Annotated in this window: 15 protein-coding genes; 7 read left to right on the plus strand and 8 right to left on the minus strand. The window is 71.5% G+C overall.

Annotated features, from left to right (window positions below):
• Nucleotides 1-60: 60 nt before the first annotated feature.
• Nucleotides 61-1983: a Xaa-Pro dipeptidyl-peptidase gene (locus AB0K18_RS25100; RefSeq protein WP_364918373.1), complete on the plus strand. Its 1923-nt coding sequence runs from the start codon at nucleotides 61-63 to the stop codon at nucleotides 1981-1983.
• A gap of 34 nt (nucleotides 1984-2017) precedes the next feature.
• Here the strand turns inward: AB0K18_RS25100 and AB0K18_RS25105 are convergent, their stop codons facing one another.
• From AB0K18_RS25105 to AB0K18_RS25125, 5 genes are all read right to left on the minus strand, one after another.
• Nucleotides 2018-3973 (minus strand): hypothetical protein, encoded by a 1956-nt coding sequence (locus AB0K18_RS25105; protein ID WP_364918374.1) that lies wholly within the window; start codon nucleotides 3971-3973, stop codon nucleotides 2018-2020.
• A gap of 48 nt (nucleotides 3974-4021) precedes the next feature.
• On the minus strand, nucleotides 4022-5239 hold the full coding sequence (locus AB0K18_RS25110; RefSeq protein WP_364918376.1) for an FAD-dependent oxidoreductase: 1218 nt from the start codon (nucleotides 5237-5239) through the stop codon (nucleotides 4022-4024).
• Nucleotides 5236-5982, minus strand: coding sequence for a hypothetical protein (locus AB0K18_RS25115; RefSeq protein WP_355413268.1), 747 nt, complete (start codon nucleotides 5980-5982; stop codon nucleotides 5236-5238). Before AB0K18_RS25115 ends, AB0K18_RS25110 begins: the two co-directional genes overlap by 4 nt.
• 58 nt (nucleotides 5983-6040) lie before the next feature.
• A complete protein-coding gene (locus tag AB0K18_RS25120) occupies nucleotides 6041-6253 on the minus strand; it encodes a hypothetical protein (RefSeq protein WP_364918378.1) in 213 nt (70 codons plus the stop codon).
• 775 nt (nucleotides 6254-7028) lie between these two features.
• The gene (locus AB0K18_RS25125) at nucleotides 7029-7766 is read right to left on the minus strand and encodes a hypothetical protein (RefSeq protein ID WP_345387553.1); all 738 of its coding nucleotides are present in this window, start codon (nucleotides 7764-7766) and stop codon (nucleotides 7029-7031) included.
• Between the two features lie 224 nt (nucleotides 7767-7990).
• Here AB0K18_RS25125 and AB0K18_RS25130 point away from each other — a divergent pair, with 224 nt between their 5' ends.
• Together AB0K18_RS25130 and AB0K18_RS25135 are read left to right on the plus strand one after the other, a co-directional pair.
• Nucleotides 7991-9247, plus strand: a complete 1257-nt coding sequence (locus AB0K18_RS25130; RefSeq protein ID WP_364918381.1) for a Scr1 family TA system antitoxin-like transcriptional regulator — start codon at nucleotides 7991-7993, stop codon at nucleotides 9245-9247.
• Nucleotides 9248-9430: 183 nt separating this feature from the next.
• Nucleotides 9431-10258 (plus strand): SAM-dependent methyltransferase, encoded by an 828-nt coding sequence (locus AB0K18_RS25135; RefSeq protein WP_364918383.1) that lies wholly within the window; start codon nucleotides 9431-9433, stop codon nucleotides 10256-10258.
• 65 nt (nucleotides 10259-10323) lie between these two features.
• On the opposite strand, the gene AB0K18_RS25140 is transcribed toward AB0K18_RS25135, so the two are convergent.
• Entirely contained in the window at nucleotides 10324-11142 is an 819-nt protein-coding gene (locus tag AB0K18_RS25140; RefSeq protein ID WP_364918385.1) for a DUF4253 domain-containing protein, read from the minus strand.
• A gap of 111 nt (nucleotides 11143-11253) precedes the next feature.
• Between AB0K18_RS25140 and AB0K18_RS25145 the strand changes: the two genes are divergently transcribed.
• Nucleotides 11254-11832, plus strand: a complete 579-nt coding sequence (locus AB0K18_RS25145) for an HAD-IA family hydrolase (protein ID WP_364918388.1) — start codon at nucleotides 11254-11256, stop codon at nucleotides 11830-11832.
• 232 nt (nucleotides 11833-12064) lie between these two features.
• Here AB0K18_RS25145 and AB0K18_RS25150 read toward each other — a convergent pair whose 3' ends face one another.
• On the minus strand, nucleotides 12065-13198 hold the full coding sequence (locus AB0K18_RS25150) for a TIGR03118 family protein (RefSeq protein WP_364918391.1): 1134 nt from the start codon (nucleotides 13196-13198) through the stop codon (nucleotides 12065-12067).
• 112 nt (nucleotides 13199-13310) lie between these two features.
• Between AB0K18_RS25150 and ppgK the strand changes: the two genes are divergently transcribed.
• Entirely contained in the window at nucleotides 13311-14033 is a 723-nt protein-coding gene (gene ppgK, locus AB0K18_RS25155; protein ID WP_364918394.1) for a polyphosphate--glucose phosphotransferase, read from the plus strand.
• Between the two features lie 52 nt (nucleotides 14034-14085).
• Here ppgK and AB0K18_RS25160 read toward each other — a convergent pair whose 3' ends face one another.
• Nucleotides 14086-14517 (minus strand): MarR family transcriptional regulator, encoded by a 432-nt coding sequence (locus tag AB0K18_RS25160; protein ID WP_364918397.1) that lies wholly within the window; start codon nucleotides 14515-14517, stop codon nucleotides 14086-14088.
• Nucleotides 14518-14574: 57 nt separating this feature from the next.
• On the opposite strand from AB0K18_RS25160, the gene AB0K18_RS25165 reads away from it, so the two are divergent.
• Both AB0K18_RS25165 and hrpA read left to right on the plus strand, forming a co-directional pair.
• Nucleotides 14575-14934, plus strand: a complete 360-nt coding sequence (locus AB0K18_RS25165) for a VOC family protein (RefSeq protein ID WP_364918400.1) — start codon at nucleotides 14575-14577, stop codon at nucleotides 14932-14934.
• 92 nt (nucleotides 14935-15026) lie between these two features.
• Complete coding sequence (gene hrpA, locus AB0K18_RS25170) at nucleotides 15027-18950, plus strand: ATP-dependent RNA helicase HrpA (protein ID WP_364918403.1); 3924 nt, start codon at nucleotides 15027-15029, stop codon at nucleotides 18948-18950.
• Nucleotides 18951-19026: the final 76 nt, after the last annotated feature.

Below are 19026 nucleotides of genomic sequence, written 5' to 3' on the forward strand. Positions count from 1 at the left end.
GCCACCTCTCAGGCCGTCTGAGACGGTGGCGTTTGTTGTCAAATGTCCCGGAGGTCACGCGTGTCACAATTACGCCCAGCCCTCTTCGCCGTCGCCCTCACCCTCGCGATCGCGACTCCGGCCCAGGCCGCCGCCGGCCCGGCCATCACCGTCAAGAACGGCAGGACGCAGCCGGTCTTCTCGTACGCGGACGCCGTCCGCGAGCACGTGTACGTCGAGTCGACCGTCGACAGCGACCTCGACGGCGCCCTCGACAAGGTCAGGGTGGACATCATCCGGCCCAAGGAGTCCGGCCCGGGACTCAAGGTCCCGGTGATCATCGATGAGAGCCCGTACTACGACAACTCGGGCCGCGGCAACGAAGGCGAGCGCAAGGTCTACGACGCCGCCGGAAACGTCGTGAAATTTCCCCTCTTCTACGACAACTACTTCGTCCCCCGCGGCTACGCCGTCCTCAACGTCGACATGCTCGGCACCACCAAGTCCGACGGCTGCCCCGACATCGGCGGCAAGGCCGACGTGCTGGGCGGCAAGGCCGTCATCGACTGGCTGAACGGCCGCGCCAAGGCGTTCCGGGCGGACGGCAGCCCCGCCGTGGCCGACTGGACGACCGGCAAGGCCGCCATGATCGGCAAGTCGTACGACGGCACCCTCGCCAACGCCGTCGCCGCGACCGGCGTGGACGGCCTGAAGACCATCGTGCCGATCTCGGCGATCAGCTCCTGGTACAAGTACCAGCGCTCGAACGGCGTGATCTACAACTACGACTACGCGTCCTGGCTGGCCAACTACGTCGACACCGACCCGGAGGACAAGTGCCGCCAGGTCCGCGACAGGATGGACGCCGAGGACGGCGACGACACGGGGAACTTCAACACGTTCTGGGCCGAGCGCGACTACATCAAGGGCCTGCTCGGCGACGTCTCCAAGGTCAAGGCGAGCGTCTTCGTCATCCACACGGTCAACGACCTCAACGTCAAGCCCGACAACTTCTCCGTCTGGTGGAAGGCGCTGGCCGACAGGAAAGTGCCGCGCAAGATCTGGGTCGGCCAGACCCAGCACGTGGACCCGTTCGACTTCGAGGGCCGCAGGGACCTCTGGGTGGACACGCTGCACCGCTGGTTCGACCACTGGCTGCACGGCGTGCGCAACGGGATCACGAACGAGCCCCGCGCGGACGTCGAGGTGGCCCCGGCGAAGTGGATCACCCAGCGCGACTGGCCGGCGCCGCTCGCGCTCAAGGTGCCGCTGCGCCCGTCGGCCGACGGCACGCTCGGGCTCAAGCCCGCCAAGCGCAACAGCACCGCCTCCTTCACCGACGTCCGCATGAGCGAGAACGACATGGTGGCCGACGTGGGCACGGCGAAGCCCGGCCGGGTCGCGTTCACCACGGGCCCGCTTCCGCTGAGCCTGCGCCTGTCCGGCACGCCCACCGCCGACCTCCGGGTCAAGCTGGACAAGCCGACCGCCAACCTGACCGCGCTCCTGGTGGACTTCGGCACCGACACCCGCGTCGACTGGCGGACCGGCCAGGGCATCACCACGCTCACCGAGGAGGACTGCCACGGCGAGAGCACCGCTGACGACGACGCCTGCTACCGCAAGGTCGTCACGAACGTGGCCACCCGCCCGCTGGAGATCGTCGCCCGCGGCTGGATCGACGTGCAGAACCGCGACTCGCTCAGCCAGGCGAAGCCGCTGACCCCCGGCACGTACGGCACGGTCAAGTGGCTGACGCTGCCGCAGGACTACACGTTCAGGAAGGGCCACCGCATCGGCCTGATCGTGGCGGGCACCGACGGCACCTACACCGGTGAGCAGGGCACCGGCGCGAACGTCACCCTCGACCTGACCAGGAGCAGCGTCAGCGTGCCGTTCGTGCTCGGGACGCCGCTCGCCGACGTGCCGAAGGACGCCACCACGTTCCGCGGCCCCGAGAAGCTGGACCTGCCGGAGCCCGAGCCCGGGTTCCACTTCTTCTAAGAAGTCCCTGGTAGGGGGCCCGGTTCCGGGCCTCCTACCCGCAGCTCGCGTCGGGGGAGGGCGTCCAGGTCACGTTCATGGTGAGCGTGCCGCTCGCGGTGGTGGTGCCGCCGGTGCGCTCACCGTCGCCCTTCGCGGTGCCCGCCCACTTGACGGTGATCTTCCCGCGCCGTACGGCCGGTGCGGGGTCGCAGCTCTCCAGCCGGTCGGCGACGCGGAAGCGGGTGCCCGACACGGCGATGCCGGTGGTGCCGGCCGCGGAGACGACCTGGCAGCGGCCGGTACACGCCAGCGCGAACGACCCGGTGCGCCGCTCGCCCAGCCACGCCGACGACGGCGACAGCCTGGCGACCGGCGCGGCCGGCTTCGGCAGCGCGCTCTTCCGCGGCACCGCCTTCAACCCGGACCCGGCGCTCTCCTCACCCCCGCCTCCCGAAGCCTCCCGCCCGGACGCCTCGCGCCCGGCGGTGTCAGATTCGGTCGCCTCGCGCGCCGGCTCATCGGGCTGGGCGCTGCTCTGCGGCCCGCTCTTGGCCTCGCTCCCTGCTCCGGCCTGGGCGCCGGACGGCGCGTCGGGGTCGGCGCTGGACTGGGCGGCGGCCTTGGTGAGCGCCGGGGTGCCGGCCTGGCCGTTCATGATGGCCCAGATCAGCCCCGCCGCCAGCAGCCCCACACCGAGGATCAGCGCCAGCCTGGCGACGGCCCTGATCGGGGTGCCCTGCTCGGGATCGTCGTCGGGCGGCTCACGCCAGTACTCCTGCCACTGTCCGCCGTCCCCGCCCCCGGGCGGCTGGACGAAGTTCGACGCCGTGCTGGACACCGTGCTGGACACCGTGATCCCGCCGTAGCGGATGACAGGGGCGTCGTGCGGCACGCCGTTGCTCTCGCCCTTGAGCGCGGTGCGGTAGACGAGCTTGTCGCCCGCCACGCCGCCGCGGAAGGCCCTGGTACGGCTCGGCGGCGTGAACGGATGCCGCCCCCGTACGGCCGGCGCCGCGATGGGCTCCTCGGGAGCCTCGTCCTCGGTGTCGTACTCCGCGTACGTGGGAGCCGCCAGCGGCATGGACATCGGCCGCGGAAGGGACTCCAGCGGCAGCCGGGCCGCGGGAATGGTCGGGGGCTCCTGGTCGGAGGCGGCCGCGCCCGCCTCCGACCAGGGCTTTCCCGGGGTCGCCGTCGTGGGGCCGGCGACCGGGGCGGACGGCATGGCGTCGGCGGCCGGTGGAGCCTGCGACGAGGAGGTCTCCACCAGTGTGCGGGCCTGCACAGGAAAGCCGTCGGCCCGCCAGAGTGGCCCCTCGCCGGGCAACGGCTGCGCCGACGCCAGCCGGTTGGGAAGTGTGCCGGGCAGTGTGGCGATGGGCAGCCGGCGCAGCAGCGCCGCCGCCGTCATCGTCCTGGGCGCGGCCCGGCAGATCGCGCACGCATGGATGTGCCGGCCGATCCTGGCCCTGGCCCGGCGGCCCGGCGCGGCGACCCACGCCTCCATCCGGGCAGTCAGGTCGGGGCAGCCGTCGGGGGAGCGGGCCGCGACGATCGCGGCGAACCACTCCTCCAGGCCGGACGCGGCCCTGGTGACGATGGCGTGCACCTCGGCCGCGGGCAGCTCGAAGATCGCGGCCAGCTCGGGGTCGGACAGGCCGTGACGGACGGACAGGTCGAGCAGCTCCCGCTGGGGCCGCTCCAGGGACAGCAGGGCCTCGGGCAGCAGCTCCGACATGCGGCCTGGCCGCGACCACGAGCCGATGCTGGCCGGCCGGGCGACGAACGCCCGGTGCGCGCGGGCCACCGCGTACAACCAGGGGCGGCGCAGGGCCGGGTCCACCACGCGGTCCGCGTACAGGTGCGCCGTCATCGCGGCGCCGGCCACGGCCTGCTCGGCGTCGCCGGCGGCGAGCTCGGTGCGGCAGTAGTCGTAGAGCCGGGCTCCGTGCTTGTCGCACAGGTCACGAATGGCCTGGCGCGCGTCGTCTGACAGGGTTCGCCACATCCGGTGTCACCTCCTCCATTCGGTACGCGGTCGGGTGGTGTTCAAGCGTCAGGCCCTCCCCACGGCTTTCCGCACGGGCACCTGGTTCGGCCCAGGGTTCGGCCCAGGGTTCGGCACCGGGTCGAGCAGCGACGCCTGCGCCAGGTAGGCGCGGGTCGCGTCGGGGTCGCCGGCGATGGCACGTAACCCGGCCATGGCCGCGGCGAGCCGGGCACTGTCACGTTCCCGTACGCCCGCGGGACGCGTCTCGCCGCGCGGGATCACCCGGTGCATCAGCACCGAGCGCCGCCGCCACGCCCACGCCTCCAGCGCGGCGGCCGGGGCGTACCCGCCGATCACCGCCGCGATGACCTGGGCGGCCTCGGCGGCGTCGTGGATGCCGGCGTTCATGTTCAGCCCGCCGATGGTCGAGGTCAGGTGCGCCGCGTCGCCCACGAACAGCACCCGCCCGCACCGGTACGAGGTCAGCACCCCCCGGTTCAGCCCGAACCGGTCGGCCCCCGTGACCCTGATGGGCTCGGTGGCGCCCGGCAGGGACCGGCGGACCAGCAGCGACAGGTTCGACGGCGACAGCGGCTCGTACGCCTCGCAGGGGATCTTGAAGATGATCCGCCAGTGGTCGGGCAGCTTCAGCAGGGTGCACGACTGCTGCACGTCCCGTACGTACGTCAGCGGCGCCAGACTCGGCAGCAGCCGGTCCAGCGGCGCCTCGGTGAAGACCCGCAGCGCCTGGGCCGGGCAGGCGGCCCGGGGGAAGGGCAGCCCCAGCGCCCCGCGCACGCTGCTGCCGGCGCCGTCGGCGGCGATCATGTACCGGGCCCGCGTCCAGGTGTGGCCGACGCGGACCCGGACGCCCGTGCCGCCCTCGGCGACGCCGTCCACCTGCGCGCCGAAGCGTACGTCCACTTGGGGGTAGACGTTGAGCGCCTCCAGCAGCAGCGGCGTCAGCGCGCTCTGGTCGGCGTGGATCCTGAAGGGATGCTTGGTCAGGCCGTCGAGCCGGTTCATGCCCATCTCGGCCAGCACGAGCCCCGACCTGTCGCGCCACTGCACCCGGTCGACCACCCGGCCGCCGGCGACCAGCCTGGCGGCCACGCCGAGGTCGTCGAGCAGGTCGAGGGTGGCGGGATGAAAGGTGCAGGCCCGGGGTTGCCTGGGCAGCTCGCTCTCGCGCTCCAGCACGGTAACCGGGATCCCGGCCCTGGCCAGGGAGAGCGCCGCGGTCAGGCCGGCCGGCCCGGCTCCTACGACGATGACGCCGTTCATGCGCGGCCTCCCGTGTGCGCCACCCTCCGCGCGGCCGTCCTGCGGTGGGGGAGCGGGCTGAGCGTCACCTGACGGCCGAACGCCCTGGACAGCGCCCACCAGGCCAGGCAGAGGTTGGTGGTGAGCAGCCGCCGGTCGTTGCCGGTGGTCAGCGGCCCGAGCACGGGCAGCGTCGGCAGCCCTGTGCCGGTGAACAGCAGCGCCGCGTCATCGGGCGGCTCGGCCGACTCCACCTGGGAGATCAGCTCCTCGGGGGTGACCGCGTACGAGGAGTAGCCGTCGCCCGCGCGGATCTGCACGACCTGCGTGACGGTGACGCCGGCCGTCTTCCAGAACCGCTCGGCGAGGTCGGTCACCCACGGCTCGTACGGCGAGACCAGCACGATGTCGCTCACGCCGAGATGGTCGAGCGCCTCGTGGGTGGCCAGCGTCGCCGAGGCGATCGGCAGCTTGGTCGCCGTGGTCAGCTCCGTGCACTGCCGGCGGTCCTCGTCGGGGCCCAGCAGGTAACGCGGCTCTGTGCAGGCCATGACCAGCGCGTCCAGCCGCAGGCCGCCGAAGGCGCGCGCCATGGCGGGCAGCGCGGCGTTGTAGCTCTCCAGGCGGTCGGTCAGCGAGGGACGCGGACAGATGGGGAGGCGGGCGACGTACATGTCGGCACGCGAGCCGAACAGCCGGGTGAGTTCCGGCTCGGCGGAGGGGTTCTCCGGCGCGACGATCACGCCGACCCTGCCGCGGCTCACAGCGTGCCCCGGACGGTGCGCATGGTCTTCCTCCTGTGCGGGAAGGCGAGAGAAAGGGTCACGAGGGGCGGTGCCGGAGCGCCTGGTCGATCTCGGTGATGGCGTCGACGGACACCTGACGGATGCGGCGCAGCCGGTGCGCGGTGCGCGCCGTCGCCTGCGGGGGCGGAGCCGGCCTGTCCTCGTCGCCGTAGGGTGGCGGCGGGCCGGGCCTCACGCCTCGCGGGTGCACTTCATGGGGTTGTGACCTGCGCGTTTCGTCGGTGAGCATGATCGCTCCTGATCTATAGCGGGTGTCCTGAACGGTTGCGGGCTGAGTCGGGGGCCTCCGCGCGGGCGCGGCGCGTGGCCGCGTACCTGGAGGAAGGCCGCGCGTCGTGCGGCGAGGAGCCGGCGGGCGATTGCCGGCCCCTCTTCCGCCGCGCGCTGAGATCGACGTCCGGTCTCACGTCCCGACGCCACGGCGACCCGCACCAGCGCCGTGGCGGCGAGCAGAACGGCGGCCGGCGGAACGGTCACGGGCGCACGCCCGGGCACCGCTGCCCGCCGGGACGGCCGGTCGATCGGCTCAGTGGCGCCCGCCCTGCCGATCGACCCGCCGAAGCCGGGTTGGAACAAGTTGAGCCGACCCCAGGCGCTACCCCTCGAGTTGGCCAGCACGCCAGCCGCTACCGCGCTGGCCAACAGCACCGAACCGACTGAGTCGGGCACGTGCCGCACGGTGCCGGGGGGGCGGGGAAGCGCCGGGGCCAGCGCTTTGCGCGCTGCCACCGTTCCCGCACTGAAGGCGGACGGGCCGGGCAGGCCGTGCGCGGCCCGCCACCTCCCGCCGCCGGATGGCAGCGCCGGCATTCCGGCGCCTGCGCTCACGCGCGCCGGCGCGGTGCCCGGAGGCACGCGTCCGGTGGACCGCTCGCCGGCGAACGGCGCGAGCGAGACGGGGAACCGCATCGCGGCTCCGATGCTGGGATCGGGCCGTCCTCCCCGCGGTCCTGGCCCTGGCGCGGCCGTGATGACCGAGGTCGCGCCCTGGCGGCTGGTGTTCGTCATCGGGCCGTCACCGCACTCTCGGCCACGTTCGGGACGCTGACGCAGACCATGCGCTCCGTCAGCCCGGCACGCTGTGCCGCCGATCGGGGCCCGGCCGTCCGCGTCCGTGCCGGTCCCGCACCACCGGCGACCGTACGCGCGACCTTCGAGGCCAGGACGAGGTGCTCACCGCAGCGCCTGGCCACCTTGGCCTCCAGACCGGCCACCTGGGCCAGCCTGAGCCGCATCGGCTCCAGCGACGACCGGCGTTCGAGCCCTTCGAGGTCGGCCAGCCGGGCCGGCCAGCGCAGCGCGTCGGCGCAGCGAGCCTCGACCTCGGCGGGCACGTCCGCCATCGGGAACCCGTCGTGACACAGCCGGGTGGCGAGCATGACGGCGGTGAACGCCGTCTGGTCGAAGTCGGCCAGCCGTCCCTTGAGGGCCGCGCCCAGCATCCTGACGCGGTGGCTCAGGCAGACCGCACTCCACCCGAGCAACAGCAGCCGTTCCGGTCCCGTCTCCGTGTGCCAGCCGGCCAGCCGCAGCTCGCGGGCCATCCGGTGGTAGAAGCGCCAGCGGTGACGAGGGCTTTCCAGCCAGACCTGGAGACCGCCCAGCGGCAGGCCGGCGACCTGGACGTCGTCGCCCGCCTCCGGCCCGGTCACGCGGGCACAGATGCGGCGCACCGCCTCTTCCTGCCCGGCGGAGACCGGATCGTCCATGAACCGGGAACCGTCCCGATGCTCCATGGTCATGTCCGGCCACCTCCTTGCCCGGGGAATCTCTCCAGAACCCGTAGGCTGTTAAGCCACAGTTACCACGCGCTTCCGATAGTCCGCTTTCAAGGGGGACTATGTCAACTGACAGTTTGCGAATAAGTTGATACCCCATCGCGGGGCAGAGCTTGCCCGCATGGCAGGGGACACCGGGCCCCGCGTCCCTTACGCTGGAAAAGTTCACGGGCGGTAGGAGGTGTGCCGTGGCGAACTTCGCCGAACGGCTCGATCTCGCGCTGACCAAGCGCGGTTTCACCGGCGCGCAGGTCGCCTCCGCCCTGACGGAGGCGGGCATCCCCATCACGCGCGCCTACGTCAGCCAGTTGCGCACGGGCAAGCAGACCAACCCGACGCTGCAGGTGCTGCGGGCGCTGGCCTCGTGCCTTCAGGTGAGCGTGGGCTGGCTGGTCGGTGACGACTACCTCGAGTCAGGGTCGGTCGAGGACCTCCAGCTGCGCGCCGCCACCATCGGCCTGTCCGCCTCAGGGCTGTCCGAGAGCTCGCTGGCCGTGCTGCGCGGCGTGGTGGAGATGGCGCGCAAGGCCGAGGGGCTGCCCGACGAGCCCGAGCCCACCTCCGAGATCCCCGAGGCGGTCGCGCCGCTGAGCGGGCCGCAGCGCAGGGCGCTCGGCAAGCGGCTGCACGGCCTGCGCGTCTCGGCCCGGCTCTCCGTCGAGCAGGTCGAGACCGCGATCGGCAAGGGCGCCGCGGCGATCCCGGCCATCGAGGAGGGCCGCATCGCGCCGGCCCCCATCACGGTCGAGCGCCTGCTGACCGTCTACGGCGTCGCGTCGCCGCCCATCCGCGAATACGTGCTGAGCCTGGCCAGGGGCGAGCGCGAGGCCGCCTGGTACGACGCCCAGTCGGTGCCCGTCTGGCTGGCCACCGGCTACGCGCTCGAACAGCGCGCCACCGTGATCCGCAGCTACCACCCCCAGTTCGTGCCGCCGTTGCTGCAGACCGAGGAGTACGCCAGGGCCGCGCTCACCGTCGCGGGCCCCGCCACGCTCGGCCAGCAGACGGTCGACGAGGCGCTCGCCCTCGTCATGGCCCGCCAGGAGGCGCTGCCCCGCGACAACGGCCTGGTGCTGTGGGCCGTCATCGACGAGAGCGTGCTGACCCGCTCGATCGTCGGGCAGCACGTCCAGCTCCGTCAGCTCGAGGTGCTCCTTGAGCACGCCAAGCGGCCCAACGTCTCGCTGCACGTGGTGCCGACGGACGACCCCGTCTACGTCCCGCGCACCGGCCCGTTCACGATCTGGCGCTTCGCCGAGGCGTTCGAGCCCGACGTCGCCTGCGCCCACGGCATCGAGTCCGACCGGCTGACCGGCGACGCGGCCGAGGTGGAGGTCTACCACCAGGCGTTCACCAAGCTGTCGGTGACGACCACCACCCGCGAAGAGACCTTCGAGGTGCTCAACCAGCATCGCGAAAGGCTTTCGCGTTCATTCGGAAAATGAGCCCCTTCCCGCCCGCGAGATCATTTATGCCGGCGAGTGGTTAGTGACATATACCCAAAACTAATGGCTTTTCCGGTTGTCTTTCCCCGTGTGGCGAGGATCATATGGTCTGGGTCATCGAGTGGGGTCCGAAAGGATCATCTTTTCCCGAGATTGTGGGCGAGGGGAAAGGGGCAACACTCAATGCGTCAGCGTGCCATCCGAAATCTGGCGAAGCTGGAGCTGACCCAAGCGAGAGTCACCCGGATTCTCGACGCGGCCGCAGGTGGGAAGAACCACTTCACGGCCGATCGGGACGCCGTGCGGCGCTACGACCTGGCCGCCCCCGTCACCACGACGGCCGCCCGTGCCGTGCTGCGGTTCTTGTGCCGGGTGGTCCGTCACCTGGCCGTACGCGGTGTGGACCAGTTCGTGATCGTCGGCAGTGGGGTGCCCAGCGGGCTGCCCGCCGGCCGCCAGCTGCACGACGTCGCGCGCAAGGCGCTGCTCGACTCGGTGCCGCGCGTGGTCTACGTCGAGAACGATCCGATGGTGCTGGCCGGAGCGCGGGCCACCATCGAGCCCGTCACCGATCTCGTCCGCGTCGTCGAAGGCGACCTGCGCGAGATCGACGAGGTGCTCGACGACCGCGTCCTGCAGACGTTCCTCGATTGGGACCGGCCCATGGCCGTGTTACTGCTGTCGGCTTACAGCCTCAACGACGACGAATACTTCCATTACGTGATCAAACGCATTCGGCAGGTGGTTCCCGAGCGGAGTTATCTGTCGCTGGTGCAGACCACGTTCGACGCCATTCCCCCCGAGTTGCTGCCGGCCATTCACGACCTGCTGGCGATGACGTTGCCGGGGCACGCCGTACGCACCAGGGAGGAGGTCAAGGCGTTGCTCGAAGGGCTCGTACTGGTCGAGCCGGGGCTGGTGTGGGTCCCGGACTGGCGGCCCGACGGCTCCGACGACGCCTGCGATCCCGGCGCCTCCGGCACGTACGGGGCCGTGGCGCGCGTCCCCTGACGCGGACGACGGGGCCGGGACGGCACGGAAACCGGCCCCCGCGCGTCAGGGGCGCCCTTGAGCGCTCAGTCCCACCAGAACGACCAGGCGTGCCCGCCGATGATCTGCTCGGCGTACCCCTGCAGATCGCCAGGACCCTGCACCACGTTGTCCGGGCAGAACGTCCAGTGCTCGGCCGCCACGTGCAGCGCGTGCTCAGGATCGACCGGCGGCGCCGCGACGCTCAGGTCGAGCGTGTTGAACCCGACGCTCACCACCCGCGCCCCGAAGCGGTCCTCCCAGCTGCGCACCACCGCCGCCATCGGCACCATCCACTCGTTGTGGTGCAGCGCCCCCTGCCAGCCCATGACGGCCAGCGCGTCCGCGCCACGGCCCGCGGCGACCAGGCCGAGCGGCATCCCCTTCGCCGCCAGTTCGCCCGCCAGCCACGCCGCCACCGCCTCCGGATCGGCCCGCAGGACGCCGGGCGGGGCCGGGCCAGGACAGATCGCGCCGTACGGATCCAGCTCTTCGAGCGCGTCCGCCGGCATCTGCGCCACCCACTCCTCCCACACCTCGGTCATGAACCCCTCGGCGGTGAAGTGGTCGATCTGACGGGGATCGTCCGGCACGACCTGCCCGACCGCCCACGGCTGCGCCGACTCGTCCAGCAGCAGCGGCCATAACCCGCTGTGCGGGTGCCACTCGCGCAGCAGCGCCCAGTCGGCGCCGCCCGCCTGCTCGTCGCTCATCCAGAACGCCGGTCGCGGTGCCTCCCCCTGCCCGGTGTAGCCGGGATCCGGCCATACGACGTCGCCGGGAGGCAGCGCCACGGGCAGCCTCCTCCCCTTGCCGCCGTCGGCGAACAGCTGGCACAGCTCGCGTGGCAGCCGGTGATCGCTCATGCCCTACCGTTCCGATACCGAATCCTGTCTCGGAGATGGTAGTGCCGCGGGTCCCCTCAGCACCTGTGGCAGGGGGGACGGGGTTGCGCGCACCGGGCAGAATGGTGGGCTGTGATCCCCTACGACGCGGTCCTCACCGACTTCGACGGCGTGCTGCGCCACTTCGACCACGCCGCCCAGGCCGAGATCGAGGCCCGCTACGGGCTGCCGCTCACGAAAACGGCCTTCGACCCCGAGCTGATCATGCCGGCCACGCTCGGCGAGCGCACCGAGGCCGAATGGGCCGAGTCGATCGCCGTGGCGCTCGGGGGGGACGAGCGGGCCAGGCGGGCGGTGGCCGAGTTCGTGGAGATCAGGTTCTGGGTGGACGAGCAGGTCGGAGAGCTGCTGGCCCGGGTGCAGGAGCACGTGCCGGTGGTCATCGTGACCAACGCCATGGACACCTTGGAGTCGCATCTCGACCTGCTGGGTCTCACGTACTTCGCCGACGCCGTGGTCAGCAGCGCCAGGGTCGGCGTGGCCAAGCCGGACCGGCGCATCTACGAGATCGCCGCCGAGCTGGCCGGGGCGGCGCCTGAGCGCTGCCTGTTCGTGGACGACCGGCCGCAGAACGTCGAGGCGGCCGTGGCGCTCGGCATGACCGGCGTCCACTACCGCACCTTCGCCGACCTGACCGCCGCCCTCACCTGACCGCCGCCCTCACCTGACCGGCCTCACCTGACCGGCCTCACCTGACCGGCCTCACCTGACCGGCCTCACCTGACCGGCCGCGCGCGGGATCCGCGATCGCGCGAGTGGCGGGCGTCTCCGGCGCGGCTCGCGCCGGCCGCGCCGGAGACCCCCCCGACCGCCGCCCCCTCGCCCATGTGGGCGAGCTGCGCTCCTCGCCGGGCTGGAGGGGACGGCGGCGGCTGAGCGCCGGTCAGTACCCGCCGTAGGGATTCTGGGAGGGGGGCCGGGTCGCTGGGGCGCTCGTCTTCTGGCCCGACGGCTTCGGCGCCGCGGCCGCCCCGTTCGAGCTGACCTTCGTGCCCTTCGGCGCGATCACGCCGATCAGGCCGTGCTTGGTGCCGTCGATGCCGGCGGAGAACCACAGGGCCTTCTCGCCGCCGGTGGCGGCGGTGCCCGGCTCAAGGTCCCAGAGCCCGGGCAGCACGATCTGCCTGCCACCGGAGTCGCGCAGGGCGCCGAGGTGCCGGCCCCGGTTGTACGCGTGCACCGTGCCGTCACCGAAGTTGCCGACCAGCAGCGAGCCCGCGTACTCGCGGCCCCAGCCCTTGGGCGCGGCGGTCAGTCCCCAGGGGGCGTTGAGGCCGACCCGGGAGATGCGCCCGGTCAGCCGCCCGTCGGCGTTGAACCGGCTGACGAACCCCTTGCCGTTGCCGAAGACCGGCTTGCCGGTCGCCGGGTCACGCAGGGCGTAGGCGACCCAGATGTTGCCGTTGGCCACCGCCACGTTGTAGGCGTTGTAGCCCTTCGGCAGCGCCGAGTCCCTGAACTGCCAGCGCGCGAGCTTGACGCGCCGGAAGTCCTGGTCGAAGGCGTGGATGCGGCCACCGGCGAAGTCGGCCGCCAGCAGGAACGCCTCGTCCTCGGTCTGGACGAGCTCCAGCCCCTTGTAGTCGGCGCCGCGGGTGAAGGCCGCGATGATCGCGTTGGCCGGGTCGACCTCCGCGTTCCAGCCGCTGATGGCGCCGCTCGGGCTGGAGAAGATGAACGAGGCCGGCTTGCCCTTGACGGTGAAGCCCTGGCCGGGGTTGAACACCTGCCCGGTCGGGGCTCCGCCCGGGATCGCCACCTCCGTCTTCTCCTTCTTGCCCGTGCCGGAGTAGACGGTGGCGGTGCCGGTGCCGGTGTTCGAGACCCACAGAGTCTTGCCCATGGCCAGGCCCCACGGGTTGACGACCTTGGGGTCGGTGACAGGGGCTTTGCCCTTGACGTCCGACACAAGGTTGATGACGTCGAAACTCGTCCTGGTGGTGGCGTGTGCGGGAGTGGTGAGAGTCGCTCCCAGAACGCCCGCAACAGCGCAGAGTGTGACGATGCGTGGCCGCATCCGGTGCCTCCTAATGAGCGCTTGTGACGCGAGGTACGCATGCGGGCGGGAGAAGGGTTCAGCCGTGGCCATAAATAGCGTTCGCCGGCGTCGTAACGGGGAGAGGAAGAGCATGGACGTCTTGGGCATCGACATCGGCGGCTCCGGCATCAAGGGCGCGCCGGTCGACACGGAGGCAGGAGAGCTGCTGCGGGAGCGGCTGCGCATCCCCACACCGGAGCCGTCGGGCCCGGACGCGGTCGCGGGCGTGGTGGCTCAGCTGCGAGAACACTTCGGGTGGAAGGGTCCTGTCGGAGTCACCTTTCCCGGTGTCGTCGTGGACGGCGTGGTGCGCTCGGCGGCCAACGTCGACCGCTCGTGGATCGGCGTGGACGCGGGCCGGCTGTTCGGCGGGGCGACCGTGCTCAACGACGCCGACGCGGCCGGGCTCGCCGAGATGCGCTTCGGCGCCGCCCGCGGGCACCAGGGGACGGTGCTGGTGCTGACCTTCGGCACCGGCATCGGCAGCGCCCTGTTCACCGGCGGGGTGCTGGTCCCCAACACCGAGCTGGGGCATCTGGAGCTGCACGGCAAGGACGCCGAGCACCGCGCCGCCGCCCGGGTGCGCGAGGAGCACGACCTCAGCTGGGAGAAGTGGGCCGAGCGGGTCGAGGAGTACCTGCGGCACGTCGAGATGCTGTTCTCGCCGTCGCTGATCGTCATCGGCGGGGGAGTCAGCAAGAAGGCCCAGAAGTTCCTGCCGCACGTACGGCTCGACACGCCGATCGTGCCGGCCGGCCTCCAGAACCAGGCCGGCATCATCGGCGCCGCCCACGCCGGCGCCGCCCGCACATAGCGCCCCCGCCTCCCACGCATAGCCGCCGACGTCGTGCGCGGGCCTGCGGGTGTCAGTCCGTGAGGGCCTCGGCCATGCGGGCCAGCAGCCGTGCCAGCTCATCCGCCTGGTCCGGGGCCAGCGGGGAGTTCATCCGCCGCTCCACGGCCAGCACGTCGGCCTTGGCGGCCGCCAGGCGGCGCCGCCCTGCCTCGGTGAGCCGGGCGGGCAGCGCGCGCCCCGAGGGGGCCGTCGGCGGCCGCTCGACCAGCCCGGTCTCCTGAAGGTGCTGCAGCAGCACGTTCATCGACTGCCGGGTCACGAACACCGCGCGCGCCAGCTCCGCGTTCGACAGCCCTGGCCGCTGCCCGAGCACGTCGAGGCACGAGTACTGCGGGGTGGTGAGCCCGTGCGTGCGCAGCACGCCGTCCATGGCCGCCCGCAGCGCCGCCTGCACCCGTTTGAGCTGGTATCCGACGCTCAGTCCAAGCTCGTCTTGCATCATGTCAACATTCTGACATACAGTTCTCTATGTCAACGTTCTGACATATGAGGAGAGACCATGACCGCCACCGGCATCGACTTCGTCGCCCTCCAGGTCCGCGACCTCACCAAGGCCGCGGACTTCTACGAGCAGCGGCTCGGGCTCAAGCGCGCCCCCGCCGGCCCGCCCGGAGCCGTGGTGTTCGCCACCGAGCCCGTCCCCTTCGCCGTACGCGAGCCGCTCCCCGGCGTCGAGCTGCCCGAGCGCCCCGGCACGGGCGTCGTCCTGTGGTTCGAGTGCGACGACGCCCAGCGGCTGCACGACGAGCTCCAGGCGGCCGGCGTGCCGATCGTGACCCCGCCCGCGGACGGCCCGTTCGGCCGCTCGTTCAGCTTCACCGACCCCGACGGCTACGTGGTCACCGCGCACAGCCGCTAGTCACGGCGATATTGGGATGCGCGCGGCGGGCGGGTCGGGCACCATGGGCGGTTGGCTCCGGCGAAGCGGAGCTCAAATATCCTGAAAGCAGTATGGGAACGTCTTCGTTGTCCTCGCCGTCCTCGCCGTCTCCGGCCTCGCCTTCCCGGCCCGCGCGGCCCTCCGGGTCACTCGCGGAGCTCCAGTCGCGCCTGCCCGAGCTCATGCCGCGCGACCAGCGGCGGCTGCGGCGCAGGCTCGACGGCATGCGCAGAGTCCGCTCCCGCGACGCGCGCGACAAGATCGCCGCCGAGATCCTCGCCGACGTCGAGCGGGCCGAGCAGCGGCTCGTACGCCGCCGCGACGCCGTCCCGGCGGTGACCTATCCGGACAATCTGCCGGTCTCGCAGCGTAAGGACGACATCCTCGCCGCCATCCGCGACCACCAGGTCGTGATCATCGCCGGCGAGACGGGCTCGGGAAAGACCACCCAGATCCCGAAGATCTGCCTGGAGCTGGGCCGGGGCGTACGCGGCCTGATCGGCCACACCCAGCCCCGCCGCATCGCCGCCCGCACGGTCGCCGAGCGCATCGCGGAAGAGCTCGGCACCGGGCTCGGCGAGGTGGTCGGCTACAAGGTCCGCTTCACCGACCAGGCGAGCGACCGCACGCTGGTCAAGCTCATGACCGACGGCATCCTGCTGGCCGAGCTGCAGAACGACCGCATGCTCGACCAGTACGACACGCTGATCATCGACGAGGCCCACGAGCGCAGCCTCAACATCGACTTCATCCTCGGCTACCTCAAACAGCTGCTGCCCAAGCGCCCCGACCTCAAGGTCATCATCACCAGCGCCACCATCGACCCCGAGCGCTTCTCCCGGCACTTCGACGACGCCCCCATCGTCGAGGTCTCCGGTCGCACCTACCCGGTCGAGGTGCGCTACCGCCCGCTCGATGACGACGACGACCAGACGCAGGGCATCGTCGACGCCTGCCGCGAGCTGATCAGCGAGGGCCCTGGCGACATCCTGGTGTTCCTGTCGGGCGAGCGGGAGATCCGCGACGCCGCCGACGCCCTGGGCAAGGCCGACTTCCGCAACACCGAGGTGCTGCCCCTCTACGCCCGGCTGAGCGCCGCCGAGCAGCACCGCGTCTTCCAGCGCCACACCGGCCGCCGCATCGTGCTGGCCACCAACGTCGCCGAGACGTCCCTGACCGTGCCCGGCATCAAATACGTGGTCGATCCCGGGTTCGCGCGCATCTCCCGCTACAGCCACCGCACGAAGGTGCAGCGCCTGCCGATCGAGCCGATCTCGCAGGCCAGCGCCAACCAGCGCAAGGGCCGCTCGGGCCGCACATCCGACGGCATCTGCATCCGGCTCTACGAGGAGGACGACTTCCTCAGCAGGCCGGAGTTCACCGACCCCGAGATCCTGCGCACCAACCTGGCCTCGGTCATCCTGCAGATGACCTCGATCGGGCTGGGCGACATCGAGGCGTTCCCGTTCGTCGAGCCGCCCGACCGCCGCCAGGTCAAGGACGGCGTCAACCTGCTCCATGAGCTGGGCGCGTTCGACGCCCACAACAAGCTCACCCCCGTCGGCCGCAAGCTGGCGCAGCTCCCGGTCGACCCGCGGCTCGGCCGCATGGTGCTGGAGGCCGAGAAGAACGGCTGCCTGCGCGAGGTCATGGTGATCGCCGCGGCGCTGTCCATCCAGGACCCGCGCGAGCGGCCCGCCGAGAAGCAGCAGCAGGCCGACGAGAAGCACCGGCGCTTCGCCGATCCCGAGTCCGACTTCATGGCCTACCTCAACCTGTGGAACTACCTGCGCGACAAGCAGAAGGAGCTGTCATCCAGCGCGTTCCGGCGGCTGTGCAAGGCCGAGTTCCTCAACTACCTGCGCGTACGCGAGTGGCAGGACATCTACAGCCAGCTCCGCCAGACGCTCGGCGCCCAGCCCAACTCCCAGCCCGCCGAGCCGTACCACATCCACGCCTCGCTGCTGGTGGGCCTGCTGTCGCACATCGGCGTGAAGGACGTCGTCGACAAGCAGCGCGGGCAGGACGGCCGGCGGCCGATCCAGGAGTACATCGGCGCCCGCAACGCCCGCTTCGCCATCTTCCCCGGCTCCGCGCTGGCCAAGAAGCAGCCGCAGTGGGTCATGTCGGCCGAGCTGGTCGAGACCTCGCGCCTGTGGGCCAGGGTCAACGCCAAGATCGAGCCCGACTGGGTCGAGCCGCTCGCCCAGCACCTGGTCAAACGCACCTACTCAGAGCCGCACTGGGAGAAGAACCAGGGCGCGGTGATCGCCCTGGAGAAGGTCACCCTCTACGGCGTCCCGCTCGTCGTCGGCCGCAAGGTCACCTACGGCCGCATCGACCCCGACCTGTCGCGCGAGCTGTTCATCAGGCACGCGCTGGTCGAGGGCGACTGGGACACCCACCACAGGTTCCTCAAGGACAACCGCCGGCTGCTCGGCGAGGTCGAGGAGCTGGAGAACCGCGCCCGCCGCCGCGACATCCTGGTGGACGACGAGGCGCTCTACGACTTCTACGACCAGCGGGTGCCCGCCGACGTCGTCTCGGCCCGCCACTTCGACTCCTGGTGGAAGAAGGCCGGGCGGGAGCAGCCCGACCTGCTCACGTTCTCGCCCGAGATGCTGGTCAACGAGGGCGCCGACATCAGCACCCGCGACTACCCCGACACGTGGAAGCAGCTCGGCCAGCGGATGAAGCTGACCTACCAGTTCGAGCCGGGGGCCGACGCCGACGGCGTCACCGTCCACGTGCCGCTGGCGGTGCTCAACCAGGTCAGCTCCGACGGCTTCGACTGGCAGATCCCCGGCCTGCGCGAAGAGCTCATCACCGCGCTCATCAGGTCGCTGCCGAAGCACCTGCGCCGCAACTTCGTGCCCGCGCCCAACTACGCCAAGCAGGTGCTGGCCGGCGTCAAGCAGGGTGGCGAGCCGCTGCTGGCCGCGGTCGAGCGCGAGCTGCTGCGGCTCACGGGCGTCCGGGTGCCGCGTGAGGCGTGGCAGCTCGACCAGGTGCCCGATCACCTGCGCATCACGTACCGGGTGATCGACGAGAAGCGGCGTACGGTCGCCGAGGACAAGGACCTCGACGCGCTCAAGCGGCGGCTGGCCCCGCGCCTGCGCCAGACGCTCTCGCAAGCCGGCGACGACCTCGAGCAGACCGGCCTGCACACGTGGAGCTTCGGCACCCTGCCCAAGGTGTTCGAGCAGGGCCGGATGAAGGGCTATCCGGCGCTCGTCGACGCCGGCGACTCCGTCTCCGTCAAGATCTTCGAGACCGAGGCGGAGCAGCGCCGCTCCCACTGGCCGGGCCTGCGCCGCCTGCTCCTGCTCAACGTCACCAACCCCGCGAAGTCGCTGCTCGGCGGCCTGTCCAACCAGGCCAAGCTGGCGCTGTCGCGCAGCCCGCACGGCGGGGCGGTGGCGCTGTTCGACGACGTCGTCAACGCGGCGGCTGACAAGCTCATGCTGGAGGCGGGCGGCGTCGTCTGGGAGCCGGTCGGCTACGACCGCCTCTACCAGCACGTCCGCGCCGACCTCTACGACGCCGCCCGCGACGTGCTGGGCAAGGTCGAGCAGATCCTCAGCGTCTGGCACGAGGCCGGGGCCCGGCTCGACTCCCTGCGCGCGAGCGCCGCCACCGACGACGTACGTGAACAGCTCGGCAGGCTCGTCTACCCGGGCTTCGTCACCGCGACCGGCCACCGGCGGCTGTCCGACCTCCTGCGCTACCTGCGGGCCATCGACCGCCGCCTGACCAAGCTGCCCGAGGACCCGTGGCGCGACCAGGAGTGGATGGACCGCGTCCACAAGGTCGAGGACGACTACGACGACCTGCTGGCCAAGCTGCATCCGGCGCGGCGGGGCGACCCCGACGTGGCGGAGATCCGGTGGATGATCGAGGAGCTGCGGGTGAGCTTCTTCGCCCAGACCCTCGGCACGCCGACCCCGGTCTCGGAGAAGCGCATCAAGAAGGCGATGGACCGGCTGGCGCCCTGAGACGTGTGGTTCGCGGCCCTCCCGTGAGAAAATCACCCGTGCACCGTTTGTCCTGGTCTGTCGGGCCGGCCGGTGC

This window comes from Nonomuraea sp. NPDC049421 (genome assembly GCF_040677005.1).
GTDB lineage: Bacteria > Actinomycetota > Actinomycetes > Streptosporangiales > Streptosporangiaceae > Nonomuraea > Nonomuraea salmonea.